General features: G+C 65.2%; 21 protein-coding genes. 11 read left to right on the plus strand and 10 right to left on the minus strand.

Features of this window, described 5'->3' with window-relative positions:
- Positions 1–8: 8 nt before the first annotated feature.
- Genes iolE through JQC81_RS09315 form a run of 4 tightly spaced genes read right to left on the minus strand, consistent with a single transcriptional unit; the run spans position 9 to position 5,782 of the window.
- On the minus strand, positions 9–893 hold the full coding sequence (gene iolE / locus JQC81_RS09300; RefSeq protein ID WP_203271535.1) for a myo-inosose-2 dehydratase: 885 nt from the start codon (positions 891–893) through the stop codon (positions 9–11).
- Positions 894–914: 21 nt separating this feature from the next.
- Positions 915–2,762, minus strand: a complete 1,848-nt coding sequence (iolD, locus tag JQC81_RS09305; protein ID WP_203271536.1) for a 3D-(3,5/4)-trihydroxycyclohexane-1,2-dione acylhydrolase (decyclizing) — start codon at positions 2,760–2,762, stop codon at positions 915–917.
- Positions 2,759–3,856 (minus strand): hypothetical protein, encoded by a 1,098-nt coding sequence (locus JQC81_RS09310; protein WP_203271537.1) that lies wholly within the window; start codon positions 3,854–3,856, stop codon positions 2,759–2,761. Before JQC81_RS09310 ends, iolD begins: the two co-directional genes overlap by 4 nt.
- A gap of 12 nt (positions 3,857–3,868) precedes the next feature.
- Complete coding sequence (locus JQC81_RS09315; protein ID WP_203271538.1) at positions 3,869–5,782, minus strand: bifunctional 5-dehydro-2-deoxygluconokinase/5-dehydro-2-deoxyphosphogluconate aldolase; 1,914 nt, start codon at positions 5,780–5,782, stop codon at positions 3,869–3,871.
- 143 nt (positions 5,783–5,925) lie between these two features.
- Here JQC81_RS09315 and iolG point away from each other — a divergent pair, with 143 nt between their 5' ends.
- Entirely contained in the window at positions 5,926–6,915 is a 990-nt protein-coding gene (gene iolG, locus JQC81_RS09320; RefSeq protein WP_203271539.1) for an inositol 2-dehydrogenase, read from the plus strand.
- 263 nt (positions 6,916–7,178) lie between these two features.
- Here iolG and JQC81_RS09325 read toward each other — a convergent pair whose 3' ends face one another.
- On the minus strand, positions 7,179–8,024 hold the full coding sequence (locus JQC81_RS09325) for a MurR/RpiR family transcriptional regulator (RefSeq protein WP_246520326.1): 846 nt from the start codon (positions 8,022–8,024) through the stop codon (positions 7,179–7,181).
- Positions 8,025–8,306: 282 nt separating this feature from the next.
- On the opposite strand from JQC81_RS09325, the gene JQC81_RS09330 reads away from it, so the two are divergent.
- From JQC81_RS09330 to JQC81_RS09345, 4 genes are all read left to right on the plus strand, one after another.
- Positions 8,307–9,248 carry a sugar ABC transporter substrate-binding protein gene (locus JQC81_RS09330; RefSeq protein ID WP_203271541.1) on the plus strand — a complete coding sequence of 314 codons (942 nt, stop codon included), beginning with the start codon at positions 8,307–8,309 and terminating at the stop codon, positions 9,246–9,248.
- A gap of 73 nt (positions 9,249–9,321) precedes the next feature.
- A complete protein-coding gene (locus JQC81_RS09335) occupies positions 9,322–10,464 on the plus strand; it encodes an ABC transporter permease (protein ID WP_246520327.1) in 1,143 nt (380 codons plus the stop codon).
- The gene (locus JQC81_RS09340) at positions 10,464–11,249 is read left to right on the plus strand and encodes an ATP-binding cassette domain-containing protein (RefSeq protein ID WP_203271542.1); all 786 of its coding nucleotides are present in this window, start codon (positions 10,464–10,466) and stop codon (positions 11,247–11,249) included. Before JQC81_RS09335 ends, JQC81_RS09340 begins: the two co-directional genes overlap by 1 nt.
- A gap of 464 nt (positions 11,250–11,713) precedes the next feature.
- Positions 11,714–12,838 carry a Gfo/Idh/MocA family protein gene (locus JQC81_RS09345; protein WP_203271543.1) on the plus strand — a complete coding sequence of 375 codons (1,125 nt, stop codon included), beginning with the start codon at positions 11,714–11,716 and terminating at the stop codon, positions 12,836–12,838.
- Positions 12,839–13,011: 173 nt separating this feature from the next.
- On the opposite strand, the gene recQ is transcribed toward JQC81_RS09345, so the two are convergent.
- A complete protein-coding gene (gene recQ, locus JQC81_RS09350) occupies positions 13,012–14,814 on the minus strand; it encodes a DNA helicase RecQ (protein WP_203271544.1) in 1,803 nt (600 codons plus the stop codon).
- Positions 14,811–16,082, minus strand: coding sequence for a BaiN/RdsA family NAD(P)/FAD-dependent oxidoreductase (locus JQC81_RS09355; protein ID WP_203271545.1), 1,272 nt, complete (start codon positions 16,080–16,082; stop codon positions 14,811–14,813). The genes recQ and JQC81_RS09355 overlap by 4 nt, the downstream gene beginning before the upstream one ends.
- Before the next feature lie 151 nt (positions 16,083–16,233).
- Here JQC81_RS09355 and JQC81_RS09360 point away from each other — a divergent pair, with 151 nt between their 5' ends.
- Positions 16,234–16,698 (plus strand): CAP domain-containing protein, encoded by a 465-nt coding sequence (locus JQC81_RS09360; protein ID WP_203271546.1) that lies wholly within the window; start codon positions 16,234–16,236, stop codon positions 16,696–16,698.
- Between the two features lie 61 nt (positions 16,699–16,759).
- Positions 16,760–18,538 (plus strand): SLC13 family permease, encoded by a 1,779-nt coding sequence (locus JQC81_RS09365; RefSeq protein ID WP_203271547.1) that lies wholly within the window; start codon positions 16,760–16,762, stop codon positions 18,536–18,538.
- A gap of 1 nt (position 18,539) precedes the next feature.
- Here the strand turns inward: JQC81_RS09365 and JQC81_RS09370 are convergent, their stop codons facing one another.
- Positions 18,540–18,803 carry a hypothetical protein gene (locus JQC81_RS09370; protein ID WP_203271548.1) on the minus strand — a complete coding sequence of 88 codons (264 nt, stop codon included), beginning with the start codon at positions 18,801–18,803 and terminating at the stop codon, positions 18,540–18,542.
- A gap of 215 nt (positions 18,804–19,018) precedes the next feature.
- On the opposite strand from JQC81_RS09370, the gene JQC81_RS09375 reads away from it, so the two are divergent.
- Complete coding sequence (locus JQC81_RS09375) at positions 19,019–19,765, plus strand: hypothetical protein (protein ID WP_203271549.1); 747 nt, start codon at positions 19,019–19,021, stop codon at positions 19,763–19,765.
- A 68-nt stretch (positions 19,766–19,833) separates the two neighbouring features.
- Positions 19,834–20,793 (plus strand): DMT family transporter, encoded by a 960-nt coding sequence (locus JQC81_RS09380; RefSeq protein WP_246520328.1) that lies wholly within the window; start codon positions 19,834–19,836, stop codon positions 20,791–20,793.
- Here JQC81_RS09380 and JQC81_RS09385 read toward each other — a convergent pair.
- Positions 20,756–21,709: a hypothetical protein gene (locus tag JQC81_RS09385; protein WP_203271550.1), complete on the minus strand. Its 954-nt coding sequence runs from the start codon at positions 21,707–21,709 to the stop codon at positions 20,756–20,758. The genes JQC81_RS09380 and JQC81_RS09385 overlap by 38 nt on opposite strands.
- A gap of 251 nt (positions 21,710–21,960) precedes the next feature.
- Here JQC81_RS09385 and ribA point away from each other — a divergent pair, with 251 nt between their 5' ends.
- Both ribA and JQC81_RS09395 read left to right on the plus strand, forming a co-directional pair.
- Complete coding sequence (ribA, locus tag JQC81_RS09390; protein ID WP_203271604.1) at positions 21,961–23,073, plus strand: GTP cyclohydrolase II RibA; 1,113 nt, start codon at positions 21,961–21,963, stop codon at positions 23,071–23,073.
- Between the two features lie 203 nt (positions 23,074–23,276).
- Positions 23,277–23,996 (plus strand): DUF4198 domain-containing protein, encoded by a 720-nt coding sequence (locus JQC81_RS09395; protein ID WP_203271551.1) that lies wholly within the window; start codon positions 23,277–23,279, stop codon positions 23,994–23,996.
- A 69-nt stretch (positions 23,997–24,065) separates the two neighbouring features.
- Here JQC81_RS09395 and JQC81_RS09400 read toward each other — a convergent pair whose 3' ends face one another.
- Positions 24,066–25,235 carry a M20 aminoacylase family protein gene (locus tag JQC81_RS09400; protein ID WP_203271552.1) on the minus strand — a complete coding sequence of 390 codons (1,170 nt, stop codon included), beginning with the start codon at positions 25,233–25,235 and terminating at the stop codon, positions 24,066–24,068.
- Positions 25,236–25,297 lie beyond the last annotated feature (62 nt).

Below are 25,297 nucleotides of genomic sequence, written 5' to 3' on the forward strand. Positions count from 1 at the left end.
TGTGGTCCTTATCGCAGGCCGGCTTCCTTGAGGTACCGGGTGAGATTGGCATAGCCCATCTTGGCATAGGTGAGCGGATGCGCCTTCTTCGGATCCTGCTCCGCCTCGATCACCACCCAGCCGCTGTAGCCCGGCAGTTCTTTGAACACGGAAACGAAATCCACTATGCCGTCACCCGGCACGGTGTAGACGCCCTCGATGACCGAATCGAGAAAGCTCCAACCTTCCGCGCGCGAGCGCTCCATCACGCTTTTGCGCACATCCTTCGTGTGCACGTGGCTGATGCGGCTGCGGTAGCGGCGGGCGAGCGCTGCCGGATCAGCCCCGCCCCAGGTGGCGTGGCCCGTATCGAGGAGGAGATGAACCGCCTCGCCCGTTGAGCGCATAAAGGCGTCGATGTCGGCTTCCGATTCCACGATGGTGCCCATGTGGTGGTGGTAGACCACGCGCACCCCCTCCTGCAGCGTACGCTCCGCCACTTGCGTAATGCGGCGGCCGAACTCGGCCCAGTCGCCGTCCTTCATGACGGGACGCTGCGACAGGGGCTTGGAACGGTCGCCATGAATGGCGTTCGAGGTCTCGGCGAAGACGAGGACGTTCGAACCCATGGACTTCAACAGGTCGAGATGTGGGCGCAAGGCCTTCATCTCCGCGTCGGCGTCGCGCATGAGAAGCTCGGCGGAATACCACCCGGACACGCAGGCCATGTCGAACGGCGCGAGCGCCTTCTTCAGGGCTTCCGGCTGGCGCGGAAACTTATTGCCGAGTTCCATGCCCTCGAAGCCTGCTTCCTTGGCCTCAGCCAGGCACACCTCCAGCGGCGTCTCGCCGCCGAGCTCCGGCATGTCGTCGTTGGACCAGCCGATGGGATTGGCCCCGATGCGGATCGTCATGTTCTTAATCCCTTTGTTGTGTCAGTCGCCCACCCGCTGCGCGGCGAGGGCTGCCTCATAATCCTTGCGCGCGGCTTTTACCTGATCGCGCGACGAGACCTCCGGCACCGCCACATCCCACCAGTGGCCGCCTTCATCCGTGGAGGCGAGGGGGTCGGTGTCGATGACGATCACGGTGCTTCGCTCGGCGTTCCGCGCCTTCTTCAGCGCATCCTCCAGCTCGCCGATGCCCTTCACCTTCACGGCCTGCGCACCGAGGCTTGCGGCGTGCGCGGCGAAGTCGATGTCGGGCAGCGTCACGTGGTTGGTGTGCTGCAGGAGATTGTTGAAGCTCTCGCCGCCTGTGGCGCGCTGCAGACGGTTGATGCAGCCATAGCCGCGATTGTCGAGGAGTACGACAGTGAGCTTCCGGCCCAACATCACGGAGGTGGCGAGTTCCGAATTCATCATGAGGTAGGAGCCGTCGCCCACCATCACGATCACCTCGCGGGAAGGGTCGGCCATCTTCACGCCGAGCCCGCCGGCGATCTCGTAGCCCATGCAGGAATAGCCATATTCCATGTGGTAGCCCAGCGCGGTGCTCGCCTTCCAGTGCTTGTGCAGTTCGCCCGGCAGGCCGCCGGCCGCGCAGACCACCACGTCGGTCGGCTGCGAATTGCGCTGCACAGCGCCGATCACCTGCGCGTCGGAGGGCAGTTCCGCGTTGGTCGGGTCGGTGAAGCGCGCAGCGGTATCGAACCAGCGGGTCTTTTCCTCGCGCGCCTTCCCAGTCAAAGCTTCCGGTGCCTTCCAAGTGCCGAGCGCCCGGCTCAGCTCTTCGAGGCCCACGCGGGCGTCAGCGACGAGCGGCAGCGCATTGTGCTTTGTTGCGTCGAAGGCCTGCACGTTGAGGCCGACGATGCGCCGGTTCGGGTTCTTGAACAGAGCCCAGGAGCCGGTGGTGAAGTCCTGCAGGCGGGTTCCGACTGCGATCACCACGTCGGCATCCTCCGCGAGCGCATTGGCAGCCCCCGTGCCGGTGACGCCGACCGCACCGAGATTAGCCTGATGGTCATGGGGCAGGCTCGACTTGCCGGCCTGCGTTTCGCCCACGAAGAGGCCGTGCTTCTCGGCGAACGCCGCCAGCGCCTGCTCCGCGCCCGAATAGAGCACACCGCCTCCGGCCACGATGAAGGGCTTCTTCGCGTTTCGAATGAGATCGGCGGCTTCGGCAAGTTCCGTCTCGTCCGGGCGGATGCGGCGCGGCGTCCAGATCTTCCCTGCGAAGAAGCTTTCCGGATAATCGTAGGCCTCGGCCTGGGTATCCTGACACAGCGCGAGCGTCACCGGACCGCAATCGGCAGGATCCGTGAGCACGGCCATGGCGCGCTGGAGCGCCGGGATGATCTGCTCCGGGCGCGCGATGCGGTCGAAGTAGCGCGAGACAGGCCGGAAGCAGTCATTGGCCGAAACCGTTCCATCGGAGAAGCTCTCGATCTGCTGCAGCACCGGATCGGGCCTGCGGTTGGCGAAGACGTCCCCGGGCAGAAGCAGCACCGGCAGGCGGTTCACATGCGCCACGGCTGCCGCCGTCACCATGTTGGTGGCGCCGGGACCGATGGAGGTGGTGCAGGCCATCATACGCCGGCGACGCGACGCCTTGGCGAAGGCGATGGCCGCATGGGCCATGCCCTGCTCGTTATGCGCGCGGAAGGTGGGAAGCGTCTCGCGAACTCCGTGCAGGGCCTCGCCCATGCCCGCCACGTTGCCGTGGCCGAAGATGGCCCAGACGCCGCCGAAGAGCGGCATCACCTGTCCGTCGATCTCCGTCTTCTGTGCCGTCAGGAACCGGGCGACGGCTTGCGCCATGGTCAGGCGGATCGTGCTCATGCGTGCTCCAATCGAAGGGCGTCGGCGTGGGGCGGACGCAGTTTCTTAAGGGTATCCGGCAGGTGATCTGCCATCCAGTTCGAAAGAGTCTCGTGATACCGGTGCAGGAGCAAGCCAGCGGCGATGACCAGAATGCCGATGAAGGACAGGGCAAAGGGGAAAAGCAGCGAATCGGCAAAAACCTTGCTGGCTAAATGGCCGAGATAGAGGCAAACGCCGATGGCGCCGAACAAAGCATAGGCCCGCCGCATCAGGAAGACCGACAGAAGGATGAGACCCACGTTGATGAGGCAGTAAATGGCCTTGGCGACCTCGCTGTCGCTGCTCGAAAAGGTTAGGCCTCCCCAAAACGCCATGAGCCCCGACAGGTGAAGCCAGAAGGCGAAATCATGATCCTTGCTGCGCTTCACATCCACGACCCATGCCGTGAGCATGACCACAAGGCCGAACGCCATCGAGACGTTCTTCCGCGCCCCCCAGTTCAAATCGTCGTTCTGGAACAGCCAAGGAGTCAGATCCATGGACATGAACCAGAGCGCATAGGCGATGACGAAGACGATGAAGGAAAAAGGATAGAACCGCAGGGCCAGGAGGCCGACCAAGATGGTGACAATCTCCATAGGCAGCCAGCTGCTTTTGATCCAGACGTGAAAGCCCTGGTAGCGGCCAGGTGCGCCCGCTTCATCCCACCAGCCCATGGCATCTTGGATGCCGAAAACCACGAGCGGAGCCATGGCCACCGCAACGGTCACCAGCAGCCCAGCGGGCGTCTTCAGGTTGCGACCGTGCCACAGGACGTGTCCGCCTAACGTGAACAGGGCAGCGTAGATGATGCCAATGATCGCGAGAGCGCCTCCGCCCAGCATGTTGAAGGCAAGGGTCGTGAAGAGGCTCATGGCCCCCATGATGATCAGCGCGCCGGCATACCAGAGCAGACGCGCGAGATCGAAGCGGACCTGCTCGTGAGATGGCTGAACGGCCTTTTGCGGAACGGAGGCCCGGGCACGCAGCACGGCGAGGAGGCCGCTGATCTGGTCGTCCCGGAGTGCGATGGCGCGTCCTGCTGCTTTGACGTCATCTTCCGAATAAGCCATGGCCGCCTCCGGTCACGCAGCTTTTGCGCGGCCGGACACCCGCTGCCAGGCGTCCACGAGGCGCTGGAACCGGGCAGCCATGTCGGCGATGGCCGCCTCGTCGTTGATCTCACCTTTCAGCCAGCGGCGCGCGGCGTCGTTGAAGATCGTGCGACCGACGGCGAAGCCCTTTACCTGCTTCTCGCTCGCAGCGGCCGCAAACGCTGCTTCCAGCTCGTGCTCCGGCGCTTCGAGGCCGAGCAGCACGATGCCGCGGCAATACGGGTCGTTCACTGTGATCACTTCGCCGATAGCATGCCAGGCGGCATCGTCGCGCTGCGGCTCGAGCTTCCACCAATCGGGCTTGATGCCGAGATCGTAAAGGCGCTGCAGGATAACCGCAAGGGTATCGGTCTTGAGTGCCCCATGCTTGCCGGCGATGATCTCGACCAGCAATTCGCGGCCGATGCGGCGCGCGGCATCGTGGAGGCGCAGCAGGTCGCGCTCCTGGCGCTCCTTCAGCTCCGGCGGATCGTCGGGATGGTAGAAGCACAGGCACTTGATGGTGTGCCCCACCGGCCATTCCACGAGCTTCGCGCCGAGCGAGCCGCCGCCCTCGAAATCGAGCGGGCGCGAGCCCGGCAGTTCCACCGGACGGCCGATCCAGAACGGGTGGTCGGCAGCGCGGAACAGGGCCTCGCGGCCATAGGTGCCGTCGATCAGCATGCCGAAGCCGGGGCGGCCATCCGCCACCCGCGCTGCGGCATGTACAGCCAGCACCTTGAAGTCGGGGATGCGCTCGACCGGCGCGCCGATCTCCTGGGCCATCGCTTCCAGCTGCATGCGGTGATCGATGGCAAGCGCCATGAGGGTGTCGGGTTGCGGCCGACGTGTGGTCGCCCAGTGAATGTGGTTGATCTCCTGGTCGAAGCGCAGCGCCTTGTGCCGGCTGCCCGTTTTCAGGAAATGCTGCAACTCCGGGAAGGTCGGGATCTCGGGTGAGCAGAGCAGGCGCGAGACTGCAAAGGCGCCGCTCGCATTGGCATAGGCGCAGCAGGTCTCGAGCGGTTCGTTGCGCAGCCACCCGCGCAGGAAGCCGGACAGGAAGGCGTCGCCGGCACCCAGCACGTTGTAGACCTCGACCGGGAAGCCGGGCCCCTTCACCCCATCATCAAGCGAATCCGGAATGGCATCGGGAAAGACTACGCAACCCATGGGGCCGCGCTTGCACACGATGGTCGCTTTCGAGGCTGTGCGGATGGCACGGATCGCCTCCAGCGTATCCTCGGATCCGCCCGCGATGTGCAATTCTTCTTCCGTGCCGACGATGAGATCGCAATCGGCCAGGATCGGCTGCAGATGCTCTGTGACTGCATCGGAGCGCACATAGCGCGACTCACCCGCGCCATGGCCGAGCAGGCCCCAGAGATTGGGGCGGTAATCCACGTCGAACACGACCTTGCGTCCATTCGCTTTCGCCACGCGAATAGCCTTCTTCTGCGCGGCGGCGGTCGTTTCCCGGGAAAAATGCGTGCCTGTGACGACAATGGCTGCCGCCGAAGCGATGAAGGTCTCGTCGATGTCCTCTTCCGTCAGCGCCATATCGGCGCAGTTGTCGCGGTAGAAGATGAGCGGGAACGAGTCCTCATCGCGCACGCCGAGGATCACGAGCGCCGTCAGGTGCTGCTTGTCCGTGATGATGCCTTGCGTGGAGACGCCCTCGCGCTCCATCTGCTCGCGGATGAAGCGGCCCATGGCCTCGTCCCCGACGCGGGTGACGAGGCCGGATTTCAGGCCGAGCCGGGCCGTGCCGATGGCGATGTTGGCCGGGCAGCCGCCGACTGCCTTGGAGAAGGAGGCCATGTCCTCCAGCCGCCCGCCCACCTGCTGGCCATAGAGATCGACCGAGGAGCGGCCGATGGTGATGACATCGAGGGCTGGCTTCATGCTATTCCTCCCGCTCTCGGGTGTAAGCACCGGTCGAGGGCCGTTCGGCCCTTGCGGCTATAGAACGTTTATTCTATTAGCAAGTTATGTTGGAATATCAATTCTAAATATTGCCGTAGCCGGCAAAGGATCTGAGGGGAAGCATGATCAGGATCGCCGTTCTGGGCGCTGGCCGAATTGGCCGTATTCACGGGCGCAATGCCGCCAGCCATCCCGATGCCCGCCTCGTGGCGGTCGCCGATCCACATGCTCCTGCGGCGCAGGAGCTGGCGGCAGCGACAGGCGCGGAGGTCGCGTCCCTGGACGAGATCGTCGAGCGCTCCGATGTGGACGCCATCCTCGTCTGCACCCCGACCACCACCCACGCCGACCTGATCGAGCGCGGGGCGCGTGCCGGCAAGGCGGTGTTCTGCGAGAAGCCGGTTGATCTGTCGAGCGCCCGCATCGAGGCCTGCCTCGCCACGGTGGAGAAGGCCGGCACGCCGCTGATGATCGGCTTCAACCGCCGCTTCGATCCGAACTTCGCCGCCTTGCGCCGCCGCCTTGCCGACGGCGAGGTGGGCGAGGTGGAGCTTGTGACGATCCTCTCCCGCGATCCCGGCCCGCCGCCGGTGAGCTACATCGCCACCTCGGGCGGCCTGTTCCGAGACATGATGATCCACGACCTCGACATGGCCCGCTTCCTGCTGCTCGGCGACGAGCCGGTGGAGGTGCATGCGGTCGGCTCATCCCTGGTGGACCCGGCCATCGGCCAGGCGGGCGACGTGGACACTGCTGCCGTGATGCTCAAGACCGCCAAGGGCCGGATCGTCCAGATCTCCAACTCCCGCCGCGCCACCTATGGCTACGACCAGCGCATCGAGGTCCACGGGTCGAAGGGCATGATCCGCGCCGGCAACATCCATCGCACCACCGTGGAGGTGGCGAACGCGTCCGGCGTCACCGCCGATCCGGTGCAGGACTTCTTCCTTGAGCGCTATGCGGATGCCTATCGCGACGAGCTCACCACGTTCCTGAACGCCATCCGTGACGGCAAGCCGTGCAATCCCACCGGGCACGACGGCCTCATGGCGCAGCGCCTCGCGGATGCGGCGACTGAGTCAGCTCAGAGCGGCAAGCCTGTGCGGCTGTAATCCCACGCGTCATCCCGGACGAAGCGCAGCGAAGATCCGGGATCGCGCAAACCAATCTGGCACTGTCATCCCGGGGCGGCGCAGCCCAGCCCGGGATCCAAAACCGCTGACGGTGCAGAACAAGTCGCGACGCTGTTCGACCTCTCCTGAGACGTCGTGTTTATGGATCCCCGCCTGCGCGGGGATGACAGCGTTGAGTTTCAGGCGCCACATCCATCAATCGATCCCGGATCGGCTTCGCCGTCCGGGATGACACCCTGTCCCTACCCCTCCGCCCGCTTCTCTGCCGTACCCACGGCAAGCGCCATCGCCAGCGCGAACGATGCTGAGAGCGACCGGAACGCACCGAAATCGGCCTCCGCCACTTCAAGCCAAACATCGGCGCTCGTCACCAGCGGGCTGAAGGCGGAATCCGTGATCGCCACCACGGGCACGTCGCGCTGCGCCGCTGCGGACGCGAGGTCGGCGGTAACAGGCGCATAGGGCGTGAAGCTGATGGCGAGCACCGCGTCGCGCTTGGTGGCGATGGCGAGCTGCTCCGGGCCGAGCTGGCCCACATGGTCGATGAGAATGGCCCGCACCCCCAGCTTGCCGAAGGCATAGGCACAATAGGCGATGACGGGAAACACCCGGCGAGCGCCGAGCAGATAGATCGTATCCGCCTTGGCGAGCGTCTCGATGGCGCGGGACAACTCCTCCAGGCGTACGGAATCGCTCATCCGCTCCAGCGACACGGTGGCCGCATGGGTAAAGCCCTCGAGCAGGGACGCGGCGTGCACATGGTGCCCCTCCGCCTCGCGCAGACCCTTCAGCCGCTCGCGATAATCGGGAAACCGCTCCCGTAACCGGTCGCGAAAAATCTGCTGCAGGTGGGAAAAGCCGTCATAGCCCAGGCTCTTGGCAAAGCGCACAAGGGTGGAGGGCTGCACGCCGGCATGCTCGGCAATGCCCGCTACCGTGCCGAAGGCCACGTCCTCCGGGTGTTCGAGTGCGAAGGCGGCGAGCTGCTTCAGGCGTTTGGGCATCGCATCGCGACGGCCGAGCAGAAGCGCCTTGAGCCCTTCGTAGTCGCCCGGGGCTTCGCTCACCTGCGCGTCTGCGCCGTTCATGCTGTCCCCTGGCTCCATGCGCTCACCCCAGGTCCAGATCGGACCTTGACCCGATCCTACAAAAATGGAATAAAAATTCCAATATATAAAGAAAAAGGTTCTGGCGTTCCGCACAGCGGGATGACCGAACTGGAAGAGGGAACGCCAGGAAACGGACGATTCGCTCTCGAATCTCTGGTGTTTCCCTGACAACCCATACCAGCGGCCCTGGAAGCCGCAGCGCTCGGACAGGCCAAATCTCTGGCAGATCGCGCGTATGAAATACCAGTTGGGAGGAAGCACATGAAATCACTTGTCACAGGCCTTGCCGCAGCCGCCGCTCTGACCCTCGCGGCGATGGCGCCGGCTGCCGCGCAGCAGAATTCCCGCATCATCGTGGTCAGCCACGGCCAAGCCAACGATCCCTTCTGGTCGGTGGTCAAAAACGGCGTGGCGGCAGGCGGCCAGGACATGAAGGTCCAGGTCGATTACCGCGCGCCCGAGACCTTCGACATGGTCGCCATGAGCCAGCTCATCGACGCCGCCGTGAACCAGAAGCCGGCCGGCCTCATCGTGTCGATCCCCGATGCCTCGGCGCTCGGGCCGTCGATCCAGAAGGCGGTGGCGGCCGGCATTCCGGTGATCTCCATGAACTCGGGCTCCGACGTGTCGAAGAAGCTCGGCGCTCTGCTCCATGTGGGGCAGGACGAGGTCGAGGCCGGGCGCATCGCCGGCGCCAAGCTCAAGGAGATGGGCGGCAAGGTCGGCCTGTGCGTGAACCAGGAGGTCGGCAACGTCTCGCTCGACCTGCGCTGCAAGGGCTTCACGGAAGGGTTCGGCGGCAAGGTGACGGTTCTGCCGGTCTCCAACGATCCGGCGGATATCCGCGCCAAGGTGAAGGCGGCGGTTGCGGCTGATGCCTCCATCGACACGATCCTGGCGCTGGGCGCCGGCACGGCCGGTGAGCCGTCGGTTGCGGCCGTGAAGGAAGCAGGCAAGACCGGCGCCATTCGGGTTGCCACCTTCGACATGTCGGCGGGCTTCCTCAAGTCGGTATCCGCCGGCGAGGCTGTTTTCGCCATCGACCAGCAGCAGTACCTCCAGGGCTATCTGCCGGTGGTGTTCCTGGCCAATTACGCCAAGTACGGCCTGATGCCGGGCGGCGACGTGGCCTCGGGTCCGAACCTGATCACCAAGGAGAAGGCCGCTCAGGTGGTCGACCTGTCCGCCAAGGGCATCCGCTAAACGATACTCAAAGCCCGCGGTTCACGTGGATCGCGGGCTTTTCTTTTCAATGTATTTATTCGGGGAGGCGCCCATGGTGAACACCACTCAGCCGACCGCAGATCTCAGCCCGCCTCCAACGGTCAAGCAAATTCAGGACGAGCGCCTGAGGGATGTCTCCCTCGTCACCAAGATCATGCGACGTCCCGAACTCGGCGCCTTGGCCGGCCTCATCCTGGTCGCGATCTTCTTCGTCTCCACGGCTGATGCGTCCATGTTCACGCTCGCCGGCATCATGAACATCCTCTCGCCGGCAGCGCAGCTCGGGATTCTCGCCATCGCGGCGGCGCTCTTGATGATCGGCGGCGAGTTCGATCTCTCCATCGGCTCGATGGTCGCCTTCACCGGGCTCATCTTCGGCGCGTTCCTCACCCTCAACAGCTGGCCTCTGCTGCTGGCGATCGCTGCCACCTTCGTTGTTGCAGCCCTGCTTGGGGGGCTCAACGGCCAGATCGTTATCCGCAGCCGGCTGCCATCCTTTATCGTGACGCTGGCTTTCCTGTTCATCCTGCGCGGGCTCTCGCTGGTGGGCTTGAAATGGGCCACCGGAGGCTCGACCCAGATGCGCGGCATCGGCGATCAGGCCGGTGAGGGCATCATACGAGAGCTGTTCTCCGGCGTTGCCTTCGAGGGCGTGTTCGCGTGGCTCGCCGCCAACGACCTCATCGGCAAATTCCCCAATGGCACACCGACGGTCACGGGCGTTCCGGTCTCCATTGTCTGGTTCGTCGGCTTCGCGCTTCTCGCCACCTGGGTTCTCCTGCGCACGCGCGCGGGCAACTGGATTTTTGCAGCCGGTGGTGATCCCAATGCGGCACGCAATTCCGGCGTCCCGGTGGATCGGGTCAAGACCGCGCTCTTCATGCTCACCGCCGTTGCGGCCGCGCTCGTGGCCGTTCTCACAGTGCTCGATGCGGGCTCCACCGATGCGCGGCGCGGCTTCCAGAAGGAGTTCGAGGCGATCATCGCGGCGGTGATCGGCGGCTGCCTGCTCACGGGCGGCTACGGCTCGGCCATCGGTGCGTTCTTCGGCGCCATCATCTTCGGCATGGTGTCCATCGGCCTCACCTACACGCGGTTCGACTCCGATTGGTTCCAGGTGTTCCTCGGCGCCATGCTGCTGCTCGCGGTGCTGTTCAACAACTTCATCCGCCGGAAAGTCACGGGAGAGCGCTGATGGATAGCCAAGTTCCGCTCATCGAGATCCGCAACCTCGTCAAGCATTTCGGCTCGGTGATCGCGCTCTCCGGCGTGTCGCTCAGCGTCCATCGCGGCGAGGTCATGTGCCTGCTCGGCGACAACGGTGCCGGCAAGTCAACGCTGATCAAGACCCTCGCCGGCGTTCACCGCCCGACCTCGGGCGACTTCCTGGTGGAAGGAAAACCTGTGAGCTTCGCCAGCCCGCGCGATGCGCTCGATGCGGGCATTGCTACGGTCTACCAGGACCTCGCGATGATCCCGCTCATGTCGGTGACGCGCAACTTCTTCATGGGCCGCGAGCCGGTAAAGGGCGTCTGGCCATTCCGCCGGGTCGACTTCGATCATTGCGACGAGGTCACCCGCGAGGAGATGCACCGGATCGGCATCGACGTGCGCGACCCGCATCAGGCGGTCGGCACCCTGTCGGGCGGCGAGCGCCAATGCGTGGCGATTGCCCGCGCGGTCTATTTCGGCGCCAAGGTGCTGATCCTCGACGAGCCGACTTCGGCGCTCGGCGTGGCACAGACCTCCATGGTGCTGAAATACATCCATCAGGTGCGCCAGAAGGGGCTGGGCGTCATCTTCATCACCCACAACGTGCGCCACGCCTATGCGGTGGGCGACCGCTTCACGGTGCTCAACCGCGGCAAGACGCTCGGCACATACGAAAAGTCGGGAATCCAGATCGACGAGCTGCAGAACCTCATGGCTGGCGGCAAGGAGCTGCAGGCGGTGTCGGCGGAACTCGGCGGGATGGTGTGAGAGGTGATCGAGTCTGAACGAGCAGCCGCATGAGGAGAATGCTGCGTATTGCTGAGAGCGGATTTCTCTTGTGGTGGCTCTTAGCTTTGAGCGTGACGAATCTGTTCACACACTCCTTACCCTCATGGAAGGTGGACTACCAAGGCTGCGTTCGAGTGCCCGATATGATTTCATATGTTGAATGTGGGCAGTCCTGGTTAGGGCAGATTTTGGGCGGCTTTCTGACATGGGCCGCGATGTGGACAGACGCCGCATATGTAATCATGGACATTCTATCGGTCCCTGTCCTGTTACCCCTGGGGCTGGTCTGGATAGCATCCGTCATTCTCGCTTTGGCTTGTTTGGTACGCTTGATACTCGCTCTGGTCCGAGCCTATCGGGGCGTGAAGGCATGATGTCCTTTCAACGGATCTAGCGCCTCTAGTGCGGTGCAGCCTTACCCACAGACCTGTAAGGAGAAGGGAATGCAATCTCTCGGTATCGGCCTCATCGGCACAGGCTACATGGGCAAGTGCCACGCGCTCGCCTGGAATGCCGTCGCGGCGGTGTTTGGCGACGTAGCCCGACCGCGCCTTGCGGTGCTGGCCGAGCACTCGCAGGAGCTGGCCGAGCGAAAAGCGCGCGAGCTCGGCTTTGATCGCGCCACCGGCGATTGGCGCACGCTTGTTGCCGATCCGGGTGTCGATGTGGTGTCGATCACCACGCCCAACGCCTTTCATCCCGAGATGGCCATCGCAGCGCTTGAAGCGGGCAAGCATGTGTGGTGCGAGAAGCCGATGGCGACACGCTTGGAAGATGCGGAGCGCATGCTGGCGGCGGCCCGCGCGTCGGGCAAGGTGGCGGCGCTGGGCTACAACTACATCCAGAACCCGGTTATCCGTCTGATCCGGCGCCTGCTCGACGAAGGTGTGATCGGGGATGTGAACCATGTGCGCCTCGAGATGGACGAGGATTTCATGGCGGACCCGGAGGCGCTGTTCTACTGGAAGAGCGAGGCGAATTCGGGCCATGGCGCGCTCGACGATTTCGGCGTTCACGCCTTGAGCCTGATCCGGGTTCTGTTCGGCGGCGTGCGCCGCGTCTGCGGCCACATGGCCAAGCCCTATGCCGATCGGCCGGTGCAGGGCGGCGGACGCCGCGCGGTCGAGACCTATGACATCGCCACGACCCTGATCGAGTTGGAGACCGGCGCCTCCGGGGTGATCGCGCTCAACCGTTCCGCCTGGGGCCGCAAGGGGCGCATCTTCGTGCAGCTTTTCGGCGCGAAGGGAACCATCGTGTACGACCAGGAGCGCATGAACGAGGTGCAGCTCTATACAGTGGATGGAGCCAAGGAGACCCAGGGCTTCCGCACCATTCTCACCGGGCCGCAGCATCCGCCCTACGACACGTTCATTCCGGCGCCCGGCCATGGGCTCGGCTTCAACGACCTGAAGATCATCGAATGCCGCGAGCTGATCCGGCGCATTTCAGGCGAGGCGGCGCACCTGATCACGTTCGAGGACGGCATCCGCATCGAGCGCACGGTGAATGCGATTGCGCGCAGCGCGCATGACGGGCGGTGGGTGGAGGTGGAGGGCGGGAACTGAGTTCAGTGAAAGCCTCACCGCTGTCATTCCGGGGCGAGCGTCAGCGAGAGCCCGGAATCCATAACCGCTAACAGTGCAAGAGGAGGCGAAACGCTGCCCGTCCCTTCTTGAGACATGCCGTTTTATGGATTCCGGGCTCCGCTCAGAAAGCCGCTCCGGAATGACAGTGGTGTTCAACCCGCGTGCGCTCTCACGACCTCAAGAAACGCATCCGCGTAGCGGTCGAGCTTGGCTTGGCCGACGCCGTGGATCTCGCCGAAGGCGCGCACGGTCACGGGGCGCTTCACCGCCATGTCGATGAGGCTGCGGTCGGAAAAGATCACGTAGGCCGGCACGCCCTCTTCCTTGGCGAGCTTCGTGCGTAGGCCCTTGAGGTCGAGGAGCAGTGGATCGTCGGACGGCACCACGGATTCCGCTTCCATGCGGCCGCGCCGGCGGCGGCGCTCTGCCGGCTTCATCAGCACGTCGGAGCGCAGCTCGATCCGCTCCTGGCCTTTGAGCACGGCAACGCCGCGGTCGGTGAGAGTCCAGCGGCCGTATTCGGCCAACTCCAGGCCGATGAGGCCGGCGGCATAGATCTGCCGCAGCAGCGAGCGCCATTCGGGCTTCGAGCGGTCGCCTCCGACCCCGAAGGTCTTCAGCTTGTCGTGGCCGAAGCGGCGGATGGAGTCCGTCTCTTCGCCCACCAGGATGCTGATGAGATGCTCCGTGCCGAAGCGCTCGCCCGTGCGCACGATGGCCGAGAGAATCTTCTGCGCCTCGATGGTGCCGTCGAAGGACATCACACCGTCGATGCACAGATCGCAGTTGCCGCAGGGCTCGGTGGTTTCGCCGAAATAGGCCAGCAGGGTCTGGCGGCGGCAGCGCGGCGCCTCGCATAGGGCGACGAGCGCGTTGAGGCGCTGGCGCTCGACGCGCTTCTGCTCGTCGGCCGCATCGCTCTCCTCGATCTGCAGGCGGCGCAGCCGCATGTCGTCGAGGCCGTAGAGGGTGAGCGTGTCGGCTGGCGCCCCGTCGCGGCCCGCGCGGCCGATCTCCTGGTAATAGGCCTCAATGGATTTCGGCAGCGCCGCGTGCGCCACGAAGCGCACGTCGGGCTTGTCGATGCCCATGCCGAAGGCGACGGTGGCCACCATCACCACGCCGTCCTCCTGCAGGAAGATGTCCTGGTTCTTGGCGCGGTCGGCCTGGTGCATGCCCGCATGGTAGGGCAGGGCGCGATAGCCCGCCTGGCTCAAGGAATCGGCCAGCCGCTCCGTGGCGTCGCGGGACGAGCAATAGACGATGCCGCTCTCGTGCCGGTGCTTGTCGAGGAAGCCGAAGAGCTGGCGCTTGGAATTCTCCTTCGCCTGCATGGCGAGCCGCAGGTTCGGCCGGTCGAAGCCGTGGATGAAGAGGCGCGGCTCCTCCTCGAAGAGCCGGTGCATGATGTCGCCGCGGGTCGCCACATCGGCCGTGGCGGTGAGCGCGATGGTCTGCACGTTGCCGAGCCGCTGGCGCACCTCGCCGAGCATGGCGTATTCGGGCCTAAAGTCGTGACCCCATTGCGAGACGCAATGCGCCTCGTCGATGGCGAGCAGGTTGACGCCCGAGCGGGCGAGCCATTCGGTGGTGCTGGTATTCGCAAGACGCTCCGGCGAGGCATAGAGAATGCGCATGCGGCGGTCGCGCACCGCATCGACCACGCGGCGGTTCTCCTCCGGGTCGTTGGCGGAGTTGAGGCTGCCGGCCTCGATGCCGAAATGGCGCAGCGCCGCCACCTGGTCGCGCATGAGGGCGATGAGCGGCGACACCACGAGAGTCAGACCTTCCCGGGCCAAGGTGGGCAGCTGGAAGCAGAGCGACTTGCCGGCGCCCGTGGGCATCACGGCCAGAACGTCCTCGCCGGCCAGCACCGCGCGCACGATCTCCTCCTGTCCTTCGCGGAAGGAGGGGAAGCCGAAAACGTCGTGGAGGATTTTAACCGGATCGATCACGATTGCCGTGTGGCCGATGAGGGCTCCAAGGTCAATGCGGCATCGGGAATCTGAAGAGAGGCCAGCACCCCACGGGCGGCCGCGATCCCCGAGGCGAAGGTGGCCTGGAGCAGATAGCCGCCGGTGGGCGCCTCCCAGTCCAGCATCTCGCCGGCCACGAATACGCCCGGGATCCGGCGCAGCATCAGGTGTTCGTCGAGCTCGCTGAACGGCACGCCGCCGGCGGTGGAAATGGCACGCTCCAGGGATTTCGCGCCAGTCAGAGTGACGGGCACGGCCTTGATCAGACGGGCCAGCGCCTCGGGCTCGGCCGGCAGGGCCGGGGAGGCCTCCCGCAACAGCGCGATGCCGACCGGGCTTAAAGACGCTGCTTTCCGCAGGAAGGTGGAGGCGGATTGGCCTTTTCGCGGCGTGTCGAGCTTTCTCAGCAGGGACTCGGGCGAAAGGTCGGGCCGGAGATCGATGTGCAGGAGGGCGCTGCCATCCTGTTCGATGGCATCGCGTAAGCGTGCCGACAGGGCATAGACCGCCCCCCCCTCGATGCCGTCCTGCGTGACGATGGCCTCTCCCTTCACGGTGGCGCCCTGGAAGGTGAGGGCGATCCGCTTCAGGGGCTCGCCCGCAAAGCGGCTGCGCATGATCTCGGACCAGGGGCAGGTGAAGCCCATATTGGCCGGGCGCAGGGCCGAGACCGCTATGCCCCGTTGGGCGAGAAGCTCCACCCAGGTCCCATCGGAGCCGAGGCGGGGCCAGCTGGCGCCGCCGAGCGCCAGGATCGTGGCGTCGGGCTTGGCCCGCATGGACTTGCCCGCCGCATCGGTGAAGACCAAGCGGCCCTCCTCGTCCCAGCCCTGCCAGCTTTGGCGCAGGGCGAAGCGCACCTCCAGGATCTCGAGCCGCGAAAGCCAGGCGCGCAGCAGCGGCGAGGCCTTGAAGGCTTTGGGGAACACCCGTCCGCTCGAGCCCACGAAGGTTTCCTGGCCCAGTTCCTCGCACCAGGCGCGCAGGTCTTCGGGACGAAAGGCCTCGATCAAGGGTTCGAGCTGCGGCCGGGCCTCGGCGTAGCGGGCGACGAATCGCGCGAACTCCTCCGAATGGGTCAGGTTCAGCCCGCCCCGGCCCGCCATAAGCAGCTTGCGGCCCACCGACGGCATCCGGTCGTAGACCGTGACGGCAACACCGGCGCGCGCCAAAACCTCCGCGGCGATCAGGCCGGCAGGGCCGCCGCCGATGACGGCGGCTTCGGGAGATGTGGCGGACGGGAGCATGCGGTCAGCTGACGCGGGTTGATGAGGAATCTGGACCCTCACGCTGCAACATGGCATGCAGCGGCATCGGGTTCATGGCTCCTGCACATGAACGCCACAGGTCTTTTTTTCAAGGGGAGCGGCGCCTCAACGCCGCCCGAAGGGGAATGCGATGCGTGCTCTTTTCATCCTCGGCTTGATCGCCCTGGGGCTGGCCGGCTGCGCGGGCGATTCCGCGCTCACGCCCACCGATACCGTCCTGGCGAGTTCGACAAACGATGCAGCCCAGGCGGCCGCCCTCATCTCGGCCTATCGCGTGTCGAAGGGCCTGAGCCCGGTGACGGTGGATCCTCGCCTCAACAAGGCGGCGGAGCACCAGGCGCGGGTCGTGGCGGCGGCCGGCCGGCTCAGCCACGGAAGCTTCGTGAGCCGCATGGATCAGTACGGGATCAGCGGCTATTCCGCCGAGAACCTGTCGGCGGGCTCGGCCTCCGTGGATGGCGCCATCAGCCGCTGGAAGGCCTCGCCCGGCCATAACAGCAACCTCCTGATGCCCCAGGCCCGCAAGATCGGGCTGGCCCGCGCGGATGCCAACAACCGCTACGGCCGCTACTGGGCGCTCGTTCTCGGGCAATAACAAAGGCACTAATGTGGAGGTGACGCGTTAGGACTCCGGTTCCTCTCGCTTCGCGCTCTCCATGACCCAGCCACAAATGCTTTCCTTCGCCATCGTCGCCGGGATGATGGCCCTCTTCGTCTGGGGTCGTTTCCGCTACGATCTCGTGGCGGTCCTGTCGCTTCTCGCGGCCGTGCTGGTCGGCATCGTGCCGGCCGACAAGGCCTTCGAGGGTTTCAGCGACGACATCGTCATCATCGTGGCGAGCGCCCTCCTGGTCAGCGCCGCGGTGGCGAAGTCAGGCATTCTCGAAGCAGGCCTCAACCACGTCGGGCCATATTTACGCACCACGCAGATCCAGATCGTGGTGCTGGTGGGCGTCGTGACGGTGCTGTCCGCCTTCGTGAAGAACATCGGCGCGCTCGCCATGATGATCCCGGTGGCGTTCCAGATCGCGCGGCGCACCAACACGCCGCCATCGAGCTTCCTCATGCCGATGGCGTTCGGTTCGCTTCTCGGCGGCATTGTGACCCTGGTGGGCACCTCGCCCAACATCATCGTGTCGCGGGTCAGGGGCGAATTGCTGGGCGAGCCCTTCGGCATGTTCGACTTCACGCCCGTGGGCATCGGCATCGCGCTGGCGGGCGTGGTCTTCCTGGCCTTCGGCTACCGCCTGCTGCCACAGGGCCGCAAAGGAGCCGCATCCCTCGATGCCGCCCTCGACATCAAGGACTACGTGACCGAGGCCCGCGTGACGGCGGAGTCCGACGTGGTCGGCCAGACGGTGGCGGACCTGCACAAGCTCGCCAACGGGGAGGTCAAGGTCGCGTCGATCATCCGCAACGAGACCCGCAGCTCGAGTCCGCTGCCCGATGCCACCATCCGCGAGAACGACGTGCTGATGCTGGAGGGCGAATCGGACGCTCTCGAGAGCGCCGTCTCGCGGGCCGGGCTGAAGCTCAGCCGCGACCACCGGCTGCCGGAAACCGACGAGGCCACGGACGAGATCGGCGCCATCGAGGCCATCGTCGGGCCCGGCTCGGTGCTGACCGGGCTGTCGGCGGAGCGCATCGCCCTCTACGAGCGCTTCGGCGTCAACCTCATTGCGGTGAGCCGCAGCGGCGAGCGCTTCAAGGAGCGCCTGCGCACTATCACCCTGCGGGCCGGCGACGTGATCGTGCTGCAGGGCAATCTCAAGCGGCTGCCCGATACCCTGCGGGACCTCGGCTGCCTGCCGCTCGCGGAGCGCGAGATCCGTCTGGGGAGCGCGCGCCGGAGCCTGCTCCCCGCCGCCATCCTGATGGGCACCATGGTGCTGGTCGCATTCAATATCCTGCCGGTGGCCATCGCGTTCTTCGGGGCCGGCGTGCTTCTCATGCTGTTCGGCTCGCTGACCCTGCGCGAGGCCTACGAGACCGTGGAGTGGCCGATTATCGTGATGCTCGGCGCCCTGATCCCGGTCAGCGAATCGATCCGCACCACGGGCGGAACGGACCTGATCGCCGGCTGGCTCTCCACCGCGGCCAACATGCTGCCGCCGACAGGCGCCCTCGTGCTCATCATGGTGGCCGCCATGGCGGTGACGCCGTTCCTCAACAATGCCGCGACCGTGCTGGTGATGGCCCCCATCGCAGCGAGCTTCGCCACTCAGCTCGGCTTCCGGCCGGATGCCTTCCTGATGGCGGTGGCCATCGGAGCGGCCTGCGACTTCCTCACGCCCATCGGGCACCAGTGCAACACCCTGGTCATGGGGCCGGGCGGCTACCGGTTCGGGGATTACTGGCGGCTCGGGCTGCCCTTGTCGATCATCGTGGTGGTGGTCGGCATCCCGCTGATCATGCTGGTCTGGCCTCTAAACTGATTCAATTCAGGAAGGCCGTGAGCAGCAGGGTGGTGCCCGCCGCCGAGGTCGAGAGAGCCACGATCATGGCCCAGATGTGCAGCCGGTCCCGCTCCTCCTGGTTGAGGAGCGGGCGGTAGCGCGAGTCCGACCGGCCGAAGATGAAGCTCGTGTTCCGCGCCGGACGCGGATCGTGAGGCATCACGCAGAAGCTCGACCGGGCTACGGATCGCACCGGCTGATGGTGGGCGCTGTAGGACGGCTCGCGAGACATCGGCAGGGTCATGGCTTACGCAACACAGGAAAAATCGTGAGCCAGACGCTCGCCCCCAAGCCATGAACGCGAGGTAAAGATGCCGTGTCACTTGCCGGCGTCGTAAACCAAACCTTTATGGAGACCTAATCTTGCCGGTGGACAAGTGTGACCGCTGCAAGCCGCTCGTCCACTTTTCCTGCACCCCTTCTTACGTTACTACGTAGCGTAAACGTGCGGAGCGAATCATGATCAAGATCTTGAACCCGGCAGTCGTACTGGTAGTGGCGCTCTCTCTGGCGGCCTGCAATCAGACGGGCGCTGGCGGGTCTATCGCGGCCGGAGCTGCAGCGGCCTTGGACCCGACGGGATTGTCCGGCGCAGCCCTCGACATGGCCCAGGCTCAGGCCGATGCCGACGCCAGTGCGTCCATGGATTTCAGCTCCTTCGCACCGCGCCTGTCCGACATCGCGGCAGGCAATATCGCGCCACCGAACTACATGGGCGAGGTCAACAAGATGACGGGCCGGATCATGGCCAGAGAGAGCGCCAGAATGGCCCGAAACGTCGCTCAGGCTGGTGTCGACGCAGCTCTCTCCGGTGGCCTCAGTCTGGCGGGCGCTGGCCCGCAGCTCGCCATGCAGGGCATCGGAACCGGCGTTGTGGCGGCCCAGGTTGCCGCCGCACAAAGCCAAGCCGGCGCCAGCGCCGCCATGGCCTCGGCTCAATTCGCCGCTTCGCGCTTTCTCCCGGATGCGGATCTCCCGGCCGAGGCCCAGGCCGCTCTGTCGGTGCTCAATGGAGGGGGCAGCTCTGCCTCCTGGCAGAGCCCATCGGGAGCTTCAGGCAAGGTCAGCCTGAAAACCTCGAACCGCAAACTGTTCGGCGGCATGGATTGCCGGATCCTGCGGCGGGAGGCGCGAAGCGGTGGCCAAGTGCGCACCGGCGAGATGCTGGCCTGCCGCAACAATGGAGAATGGTACGACCTCTCCTGACCGCAGGAAACGGGTCGCCGAGCGGCTGAACCTGTGTCATCCGTCATCGAGCAAGAGAGACACGGGATATGACGCAGGCACCCATCCATAAGACCATGACGGCGTCCGACTGGGCGCTTCTGATCGCCCTCTCGGTTGTGTGGGGCGGATCATTTCTCTTTGTCGGCATTGCCGTGAAGGAGCTGCCGCCGCTGACCATCGTGGCATCCCGCGTGGGGATGGGAGCCGTGGCGCTGCTAGCCGTGTTGCGCCTCATGGGCCTTCAACTCCCCCGCACCCGTCAGGCCTGGGCAGCCTTCCTGGGCATGAGCATTCTCAACAACGTCATACCCTTCACCCTGATCGTCTGGGGGCAGAGTCACATCGCCAGCGGGCTGGCTTCGATTCTCAACGCAACTACGCCGCTCTTCACGGTGATCGTGGCGCATTACCTGACGGCGGACGAGCACCTCACAGGGCAGAAATTCGCAGGCGTCCTCGTGGGCTTCTTCGGCGTGGCGGTCATGATCGGTGCTGCGGCCATGGCCGCCTGGGATACGAGCATCCTGGCGCAGCTCGCCATCCTCGGAGCCGCCCTGTCCTACGGCTTTTCCGGCGTGTTCGGGCGGCGGTTCAAGACCCTGGGCATTCCGCCGCTCGCCACTGCCGCCGGGCAGGTGACGGTGTCGAGCGCGCTGCTGCTGCCGGTGGCGCTGATCGTCGACCGGCCCTGGACTCTCGGTCTGCCGAGCACGGAAGCCATCCTGTCGCTTGCGGCCCTCGGTCTCGTCTCGACGGCCTTTGCCTACCTGATCTTCTTCCGCCTGCTGGCGCGGGCGGGAGCCACCAATGTGGGGCTCGTGACCTTCCTCATCCCGGTGAGCGCCATCCTGCTCGGCGTGCTGGTTCTCGGCGAGACACTGGCCGCGCGCCACGTCGCCGGCATGGCGTTGATCGGCGCGGGGCTCATCCTCATCGACGGCCGCGCGGTGTCGGCGCTGAACGCCCGATTCACCGGGAAGCGGCTGGCTCCGCGCGGAAACGGTTGAACATCATGTCCGGCGCGCTGGTGTTGTGGCGCGACGGCACGAGCCGGCCCATCCATGCATCGGTGGCCTTGCCGCCCCGGAAATTCATGATCATGTCCTCGCGCCAGGAACGGGCGCGTTCCTCCCGCACGGCAACGCGGGCCACGTCCGCGTTGAACTCGGTCACGTACATGGACCTGAGCCCCGCGAAAGGCAGGCCGGAGACCGCCTGATCGAAGGCGACGTCGAGGGTCATGCGCTCCTCGCTGAGCGCCTTCATGGCAACACTCGCCTTGCCGCCCCTGGCCAGGGTGAGGGTGAAGGTCATGGTTGCCGGATCGAAGGCGACATCCTTCAGGTTCACCACGGGGCGCTGGTCGAACTCCACCGGGCCGACCAAGAAGGACGAGCCGTAGGAGGTCCAGTCGAGATGCTTAGGCGGCAGCGGCTTGATGCGCCAGTAGCCGTCGCCCGGATAGATCACGAGCACCTCCACGGCCTTGTCGCCGCGCTTCTTGAGCAGCTGGAGCATGTGGATGTTGCGCTCGACCTGCGTGCCGATGGTCACGGTCACGTCGCTGGGGCGCCAGAACTCCGTGAAGGACAGGCCGATGATCCGCACGTTGCCGTCCTCGTGGAGGGTCGACATGGTCGGGTGCGGCTTGGTGGAGGTCTCCTCGGAAATATCCTCGCAGGCGGTCCAGTCCGGCTCCCAGCGATCCTGCTGCAGGGCGCCCATATAGGCCGGATGCACGGCCTCGATCTGGAAGTGGCGTACCTCGGATGACGCGAAGTTGATCGCCACATTGTCCTTTTCGGCGCAGAGCACCGGCTCGCTGGTGTTCGTCACCTCGACCGCCAGGCCGTCGAGGGTGGCGGCATGGGCCGCACTGGCAAGGCCGAGAAAGCCGAGAGCGAGGAGCCTGGGAAAAAGCATGGGAATTCGTCCGGTGTGTCTGCGCAAGCGGGGCTGGTAGATAGCGCGGACCGACTATGCCGTCGAGCCAGGAGACGTTTGCACGAGGGCGCGTTGATCCGACATGGCAGATGTCACATCTCTGGCATTAGAGATCGGACCGTGCCTGTGCTAGGGTGCCGGCGAGACCTGAAGCTTGGCTTAATGAGCCTGTGGCTCCGATACACCCGATTGTCCGCCAGATGTGAGGCTGTTTGCCCGAGTTTTCGATGATGCGCCTGACCTTGAGCCTGTCCGACAACCCCGCCACGACCCTGGTCGAGCGGGCGATCATGGAGTTCCGCAGCGCCCGTCCCGTCGTGATCGACGGGGGTAAGGGCAGCGCGCTCGTGATCGGTGTCGAGGATCTGGACGAGGCCAGGGCCACGGAGATCGGCGCCGTTGCCGGCGGCCATGCCCATCTCGTGCTGCCGGCGGCCAGGCTTCGCCGCCTCGGCCTCGAGCGGGAGGTTCCCGGGCGCGTGGCCCTGCCCGTGGTCGATGGAAGCCGCGTGGAGGCGCTCGCCCTCAAGGTGGACGGCCGCATCGATGCGCCGGTTCGGGCGATCGACGCCCTCGACGAGGAGGCGCTGGAACTCGCCCGTCTATCCCTGGTCCTGCCGGCCGTGATCGTGGTGCCGCTGGCTCAAGGCATCGAGATCGATCCGTCGCTGATCCGCGTCCCGGGCGAAGCCATTCGCAGCTACCGCCGTGTCAAGGCGGCCGATCTTGCCATCGTCAGCCGCGCACCTGTGCCGCTTGAAGGCGCGCCCACCAGCGAGTTCGTGGTGTTCCGCGGCGGCGAGGGCCTGCGCGATCAGGTGGCGATCATCGTCGGCAAGCCGGATCTCTCGAAGCCTGTGTCCGTACGGCTGCATTCGGCCTGCCTCACGGGCGATCTCTTCGGCAGCCTCAAATGCGATTGCGGCGACCAGTTGCGCGACACCGTGCGGTTCATGGCGCAAGCTGAGGGCGGCATCCTGCTCTATCTCGACCAGGAGGGGCGCGGGAACGGCATCAGTAACAAGATCCGGGCCTACAAGCTCCAGTCCCAAGGCTACGACACCTACGACGCCGACGAGGTGCTGGGCTTCGAGGCGGATCAGCGCCGGTTCGATTTTGCGGCCGTGATGCTAAAAGAATTAGGCGTCGGCAAGGTGCAGCTGATGACCAACAACCCCGAGAAGATCGCGGCCCTCAGCCAAGCCGGGCTCGAGGTGATCTCCGATCACCGCGTGCTGGGCCGCCCCACGGCGGAGAACGTGAGCTATCTTGCCGCCAAACGGGATCGGGCCGGGCACTATATCGATCTCGAGGGCATGCTCGCCTGCTCGAGCAAGGACTGAGCCACCCGTTCAGAGCACAATCCGTTTGACCGCCTGCAGGACCTGAAGGTTCCTGTGGATTTTGTGCGCTGAGCGTACGGTGCCGGTAGCTCAAGTCTCTGCAATCATTGCCTTTCACCTGCTGAAAAGCTCCCGCCTTGCAGCTCAAATCATCTGAGTATAGTATACCATACGTAGCTCATGAGGCGAGGAGACATCAACGCATGCTGCGTCAACTAACGCTTGCCCTGGCAGTCGCCGGAACCCTGACAAGTACCGCCTACGCCCACGGAATCTGGACGGCCCAACGCCACGGCGATCTCGCCATCGTCTATGGCCATGGCGCTGGGGACGACGCGTACAAGCCGGAAAAGGTGAAAAGCGCCATCTCATATCTCGCCTCGGGCGAGAGGCGGGACAGCAAGGTCGTGCATCAGGCCAAGAACGCCCTGGTCGAGCCCGCTCAGGATGCGGTCGCCCTGACCGTAATCCTCGACAACGGCATCTGGACGAAAGGCCCCGATGGCAAGTCGGTCAACAAGCCGAAGAGCCAGGTGTCAGGCGCTCAGTCGGCGAGCCATTCGATCAAGATCAACACGACGATCCTGAAAAGCGGTGCCGTGCTGAAGCCGACCGGGCAGGGGCTTGAGATCGTGGCCCTGGTCGATCCCATGACCCTGAAGATGGGCGACGATCTTCCCGTTCAGGTCTTCGCGGACGGCAAGCCGCTCGCGGGCGTTCCGCTCTACGTCGATTACGTGAACGACGGGCATGCTCAGAGCAACAAGACGGATCAGGATGGCAAGGTGACGCTGTTCGTCCGCAACGATGGGCTCAACGTGATCGGCGTGTCGCACGCAAAGAAGACGCCTGACAATGCGGAGATCGATCAGGTGAGCTACTTCGCGACCCTGTCCTTCACTCTGCCGCACGGCGAGGATTGATCGCGGTAGAGCCGCACTGTTTCTGAAAAGAGAAGGCTGGCCTCTCCTGTGAGAGGCCAGCCGTTTTTGTTATCGCGCCGGCATGCCTGTCTCGACAATCTTCGCCCACAGCGAGACGCCATAGGGGCTCGCTTCGTCGTTGAAGTCGTAGGCCGGGTGATGGACGCCGGCCGTGTCGCCGTTGCCGAGGAAGATGTAGGCGCCCGGACGCTGCTCGAGCATGTAGGAGAAGTCCTCCGCGCCCATGAGCGGCGGCACGGTGGTGTCGACCGCGTTCTCGCCGGCCACCGCACGGGCGACGCGGGCCATGAACTCGGTCTTGTCGGGGTCGTTCATGGTCACCGGATAGCCGCGGTCGTAATCGACCTCGGCCTTCGCGCCGAAAGCGGCGCACACGTTCTCCACGATGGCGCGGATCCGGGTCTCGGCAAGGTCGCGCACCTCCGGCGAGAGGGTGCGCACGGTGCCGAGCAGCATTGCGGTCTGCGGGATCACGTTGAAGGCTTCGCCGGCCTTCACGGTGCAGACGGACACCACCACGGATTCGAGTGGGTCGGCGTTGCGCGAGGCAATCGTCTGCAAGGCCGTGATCACCTGTGCGGAGATGACCACCGGGTCGATGCAGTCATGGGGCCGCGCCGCGTGGCCGCCCTTGCCCTCGATGGTGATGGTAAAGCGGTCGGCGGCCGCCATCATGGCGCCGGCCCGGATGGCGAACTGGCCCACGGGAATGCCCGGCATGTTGTGCATGCCATAGACCTCCTGCACGCCGAAGCGCTCCATGAGGCCGTCCTTCACCATCTCGTTGCCGCCGCCGCCGCCTTCCTCCGCGGGCTGGAAGATCACCACGGCAGTGCCGTCGAAATTGCGCGTTTCGGCGAGATATTTCGCGGCGCCGAGCAGCATGGCGGTGTGGCCGTCATGGCCGCAGGCATGCATCTTGCCCGGCACCTTGGAGGCGTGCGGCACGTTCGTCGCTTCCTCGATGGGCAGGGCGTCCATGTCGGCCCGGAGGCCGATCACCCGGCCGGAGGTGTTCGTGCGGCCCTTGATCACGCCGACGACGCCGGTCCGTCCGAGACCCGTGACGACCTCGTCGCAGCCGAAGCTCTTGAGCTTGTCGGCCACGATGCCGGCGGTGCGGTGAACATCGAACAGGAGTTCCGGATTTTCGTGGAAGTCGCGACGCCAGGCGGTGATTTCATCGGCGAGATCGGCGACGCGGTTGATGATCGGCATGAGGGATCCTCGAGCAGGGAAGCAGGAACCCTCAGCCAAGCAGAGGCAGGGGCCTTCCGTCA

This window comes from Microvirga arabica (assembly GCF_016811235.1).
Lineage (GTDB): Bacteria > Pseudomonadota > Alphaproteobacteria > Rhizobiales > Beijerinckiaceae > Microvirga > Microvirga arabica.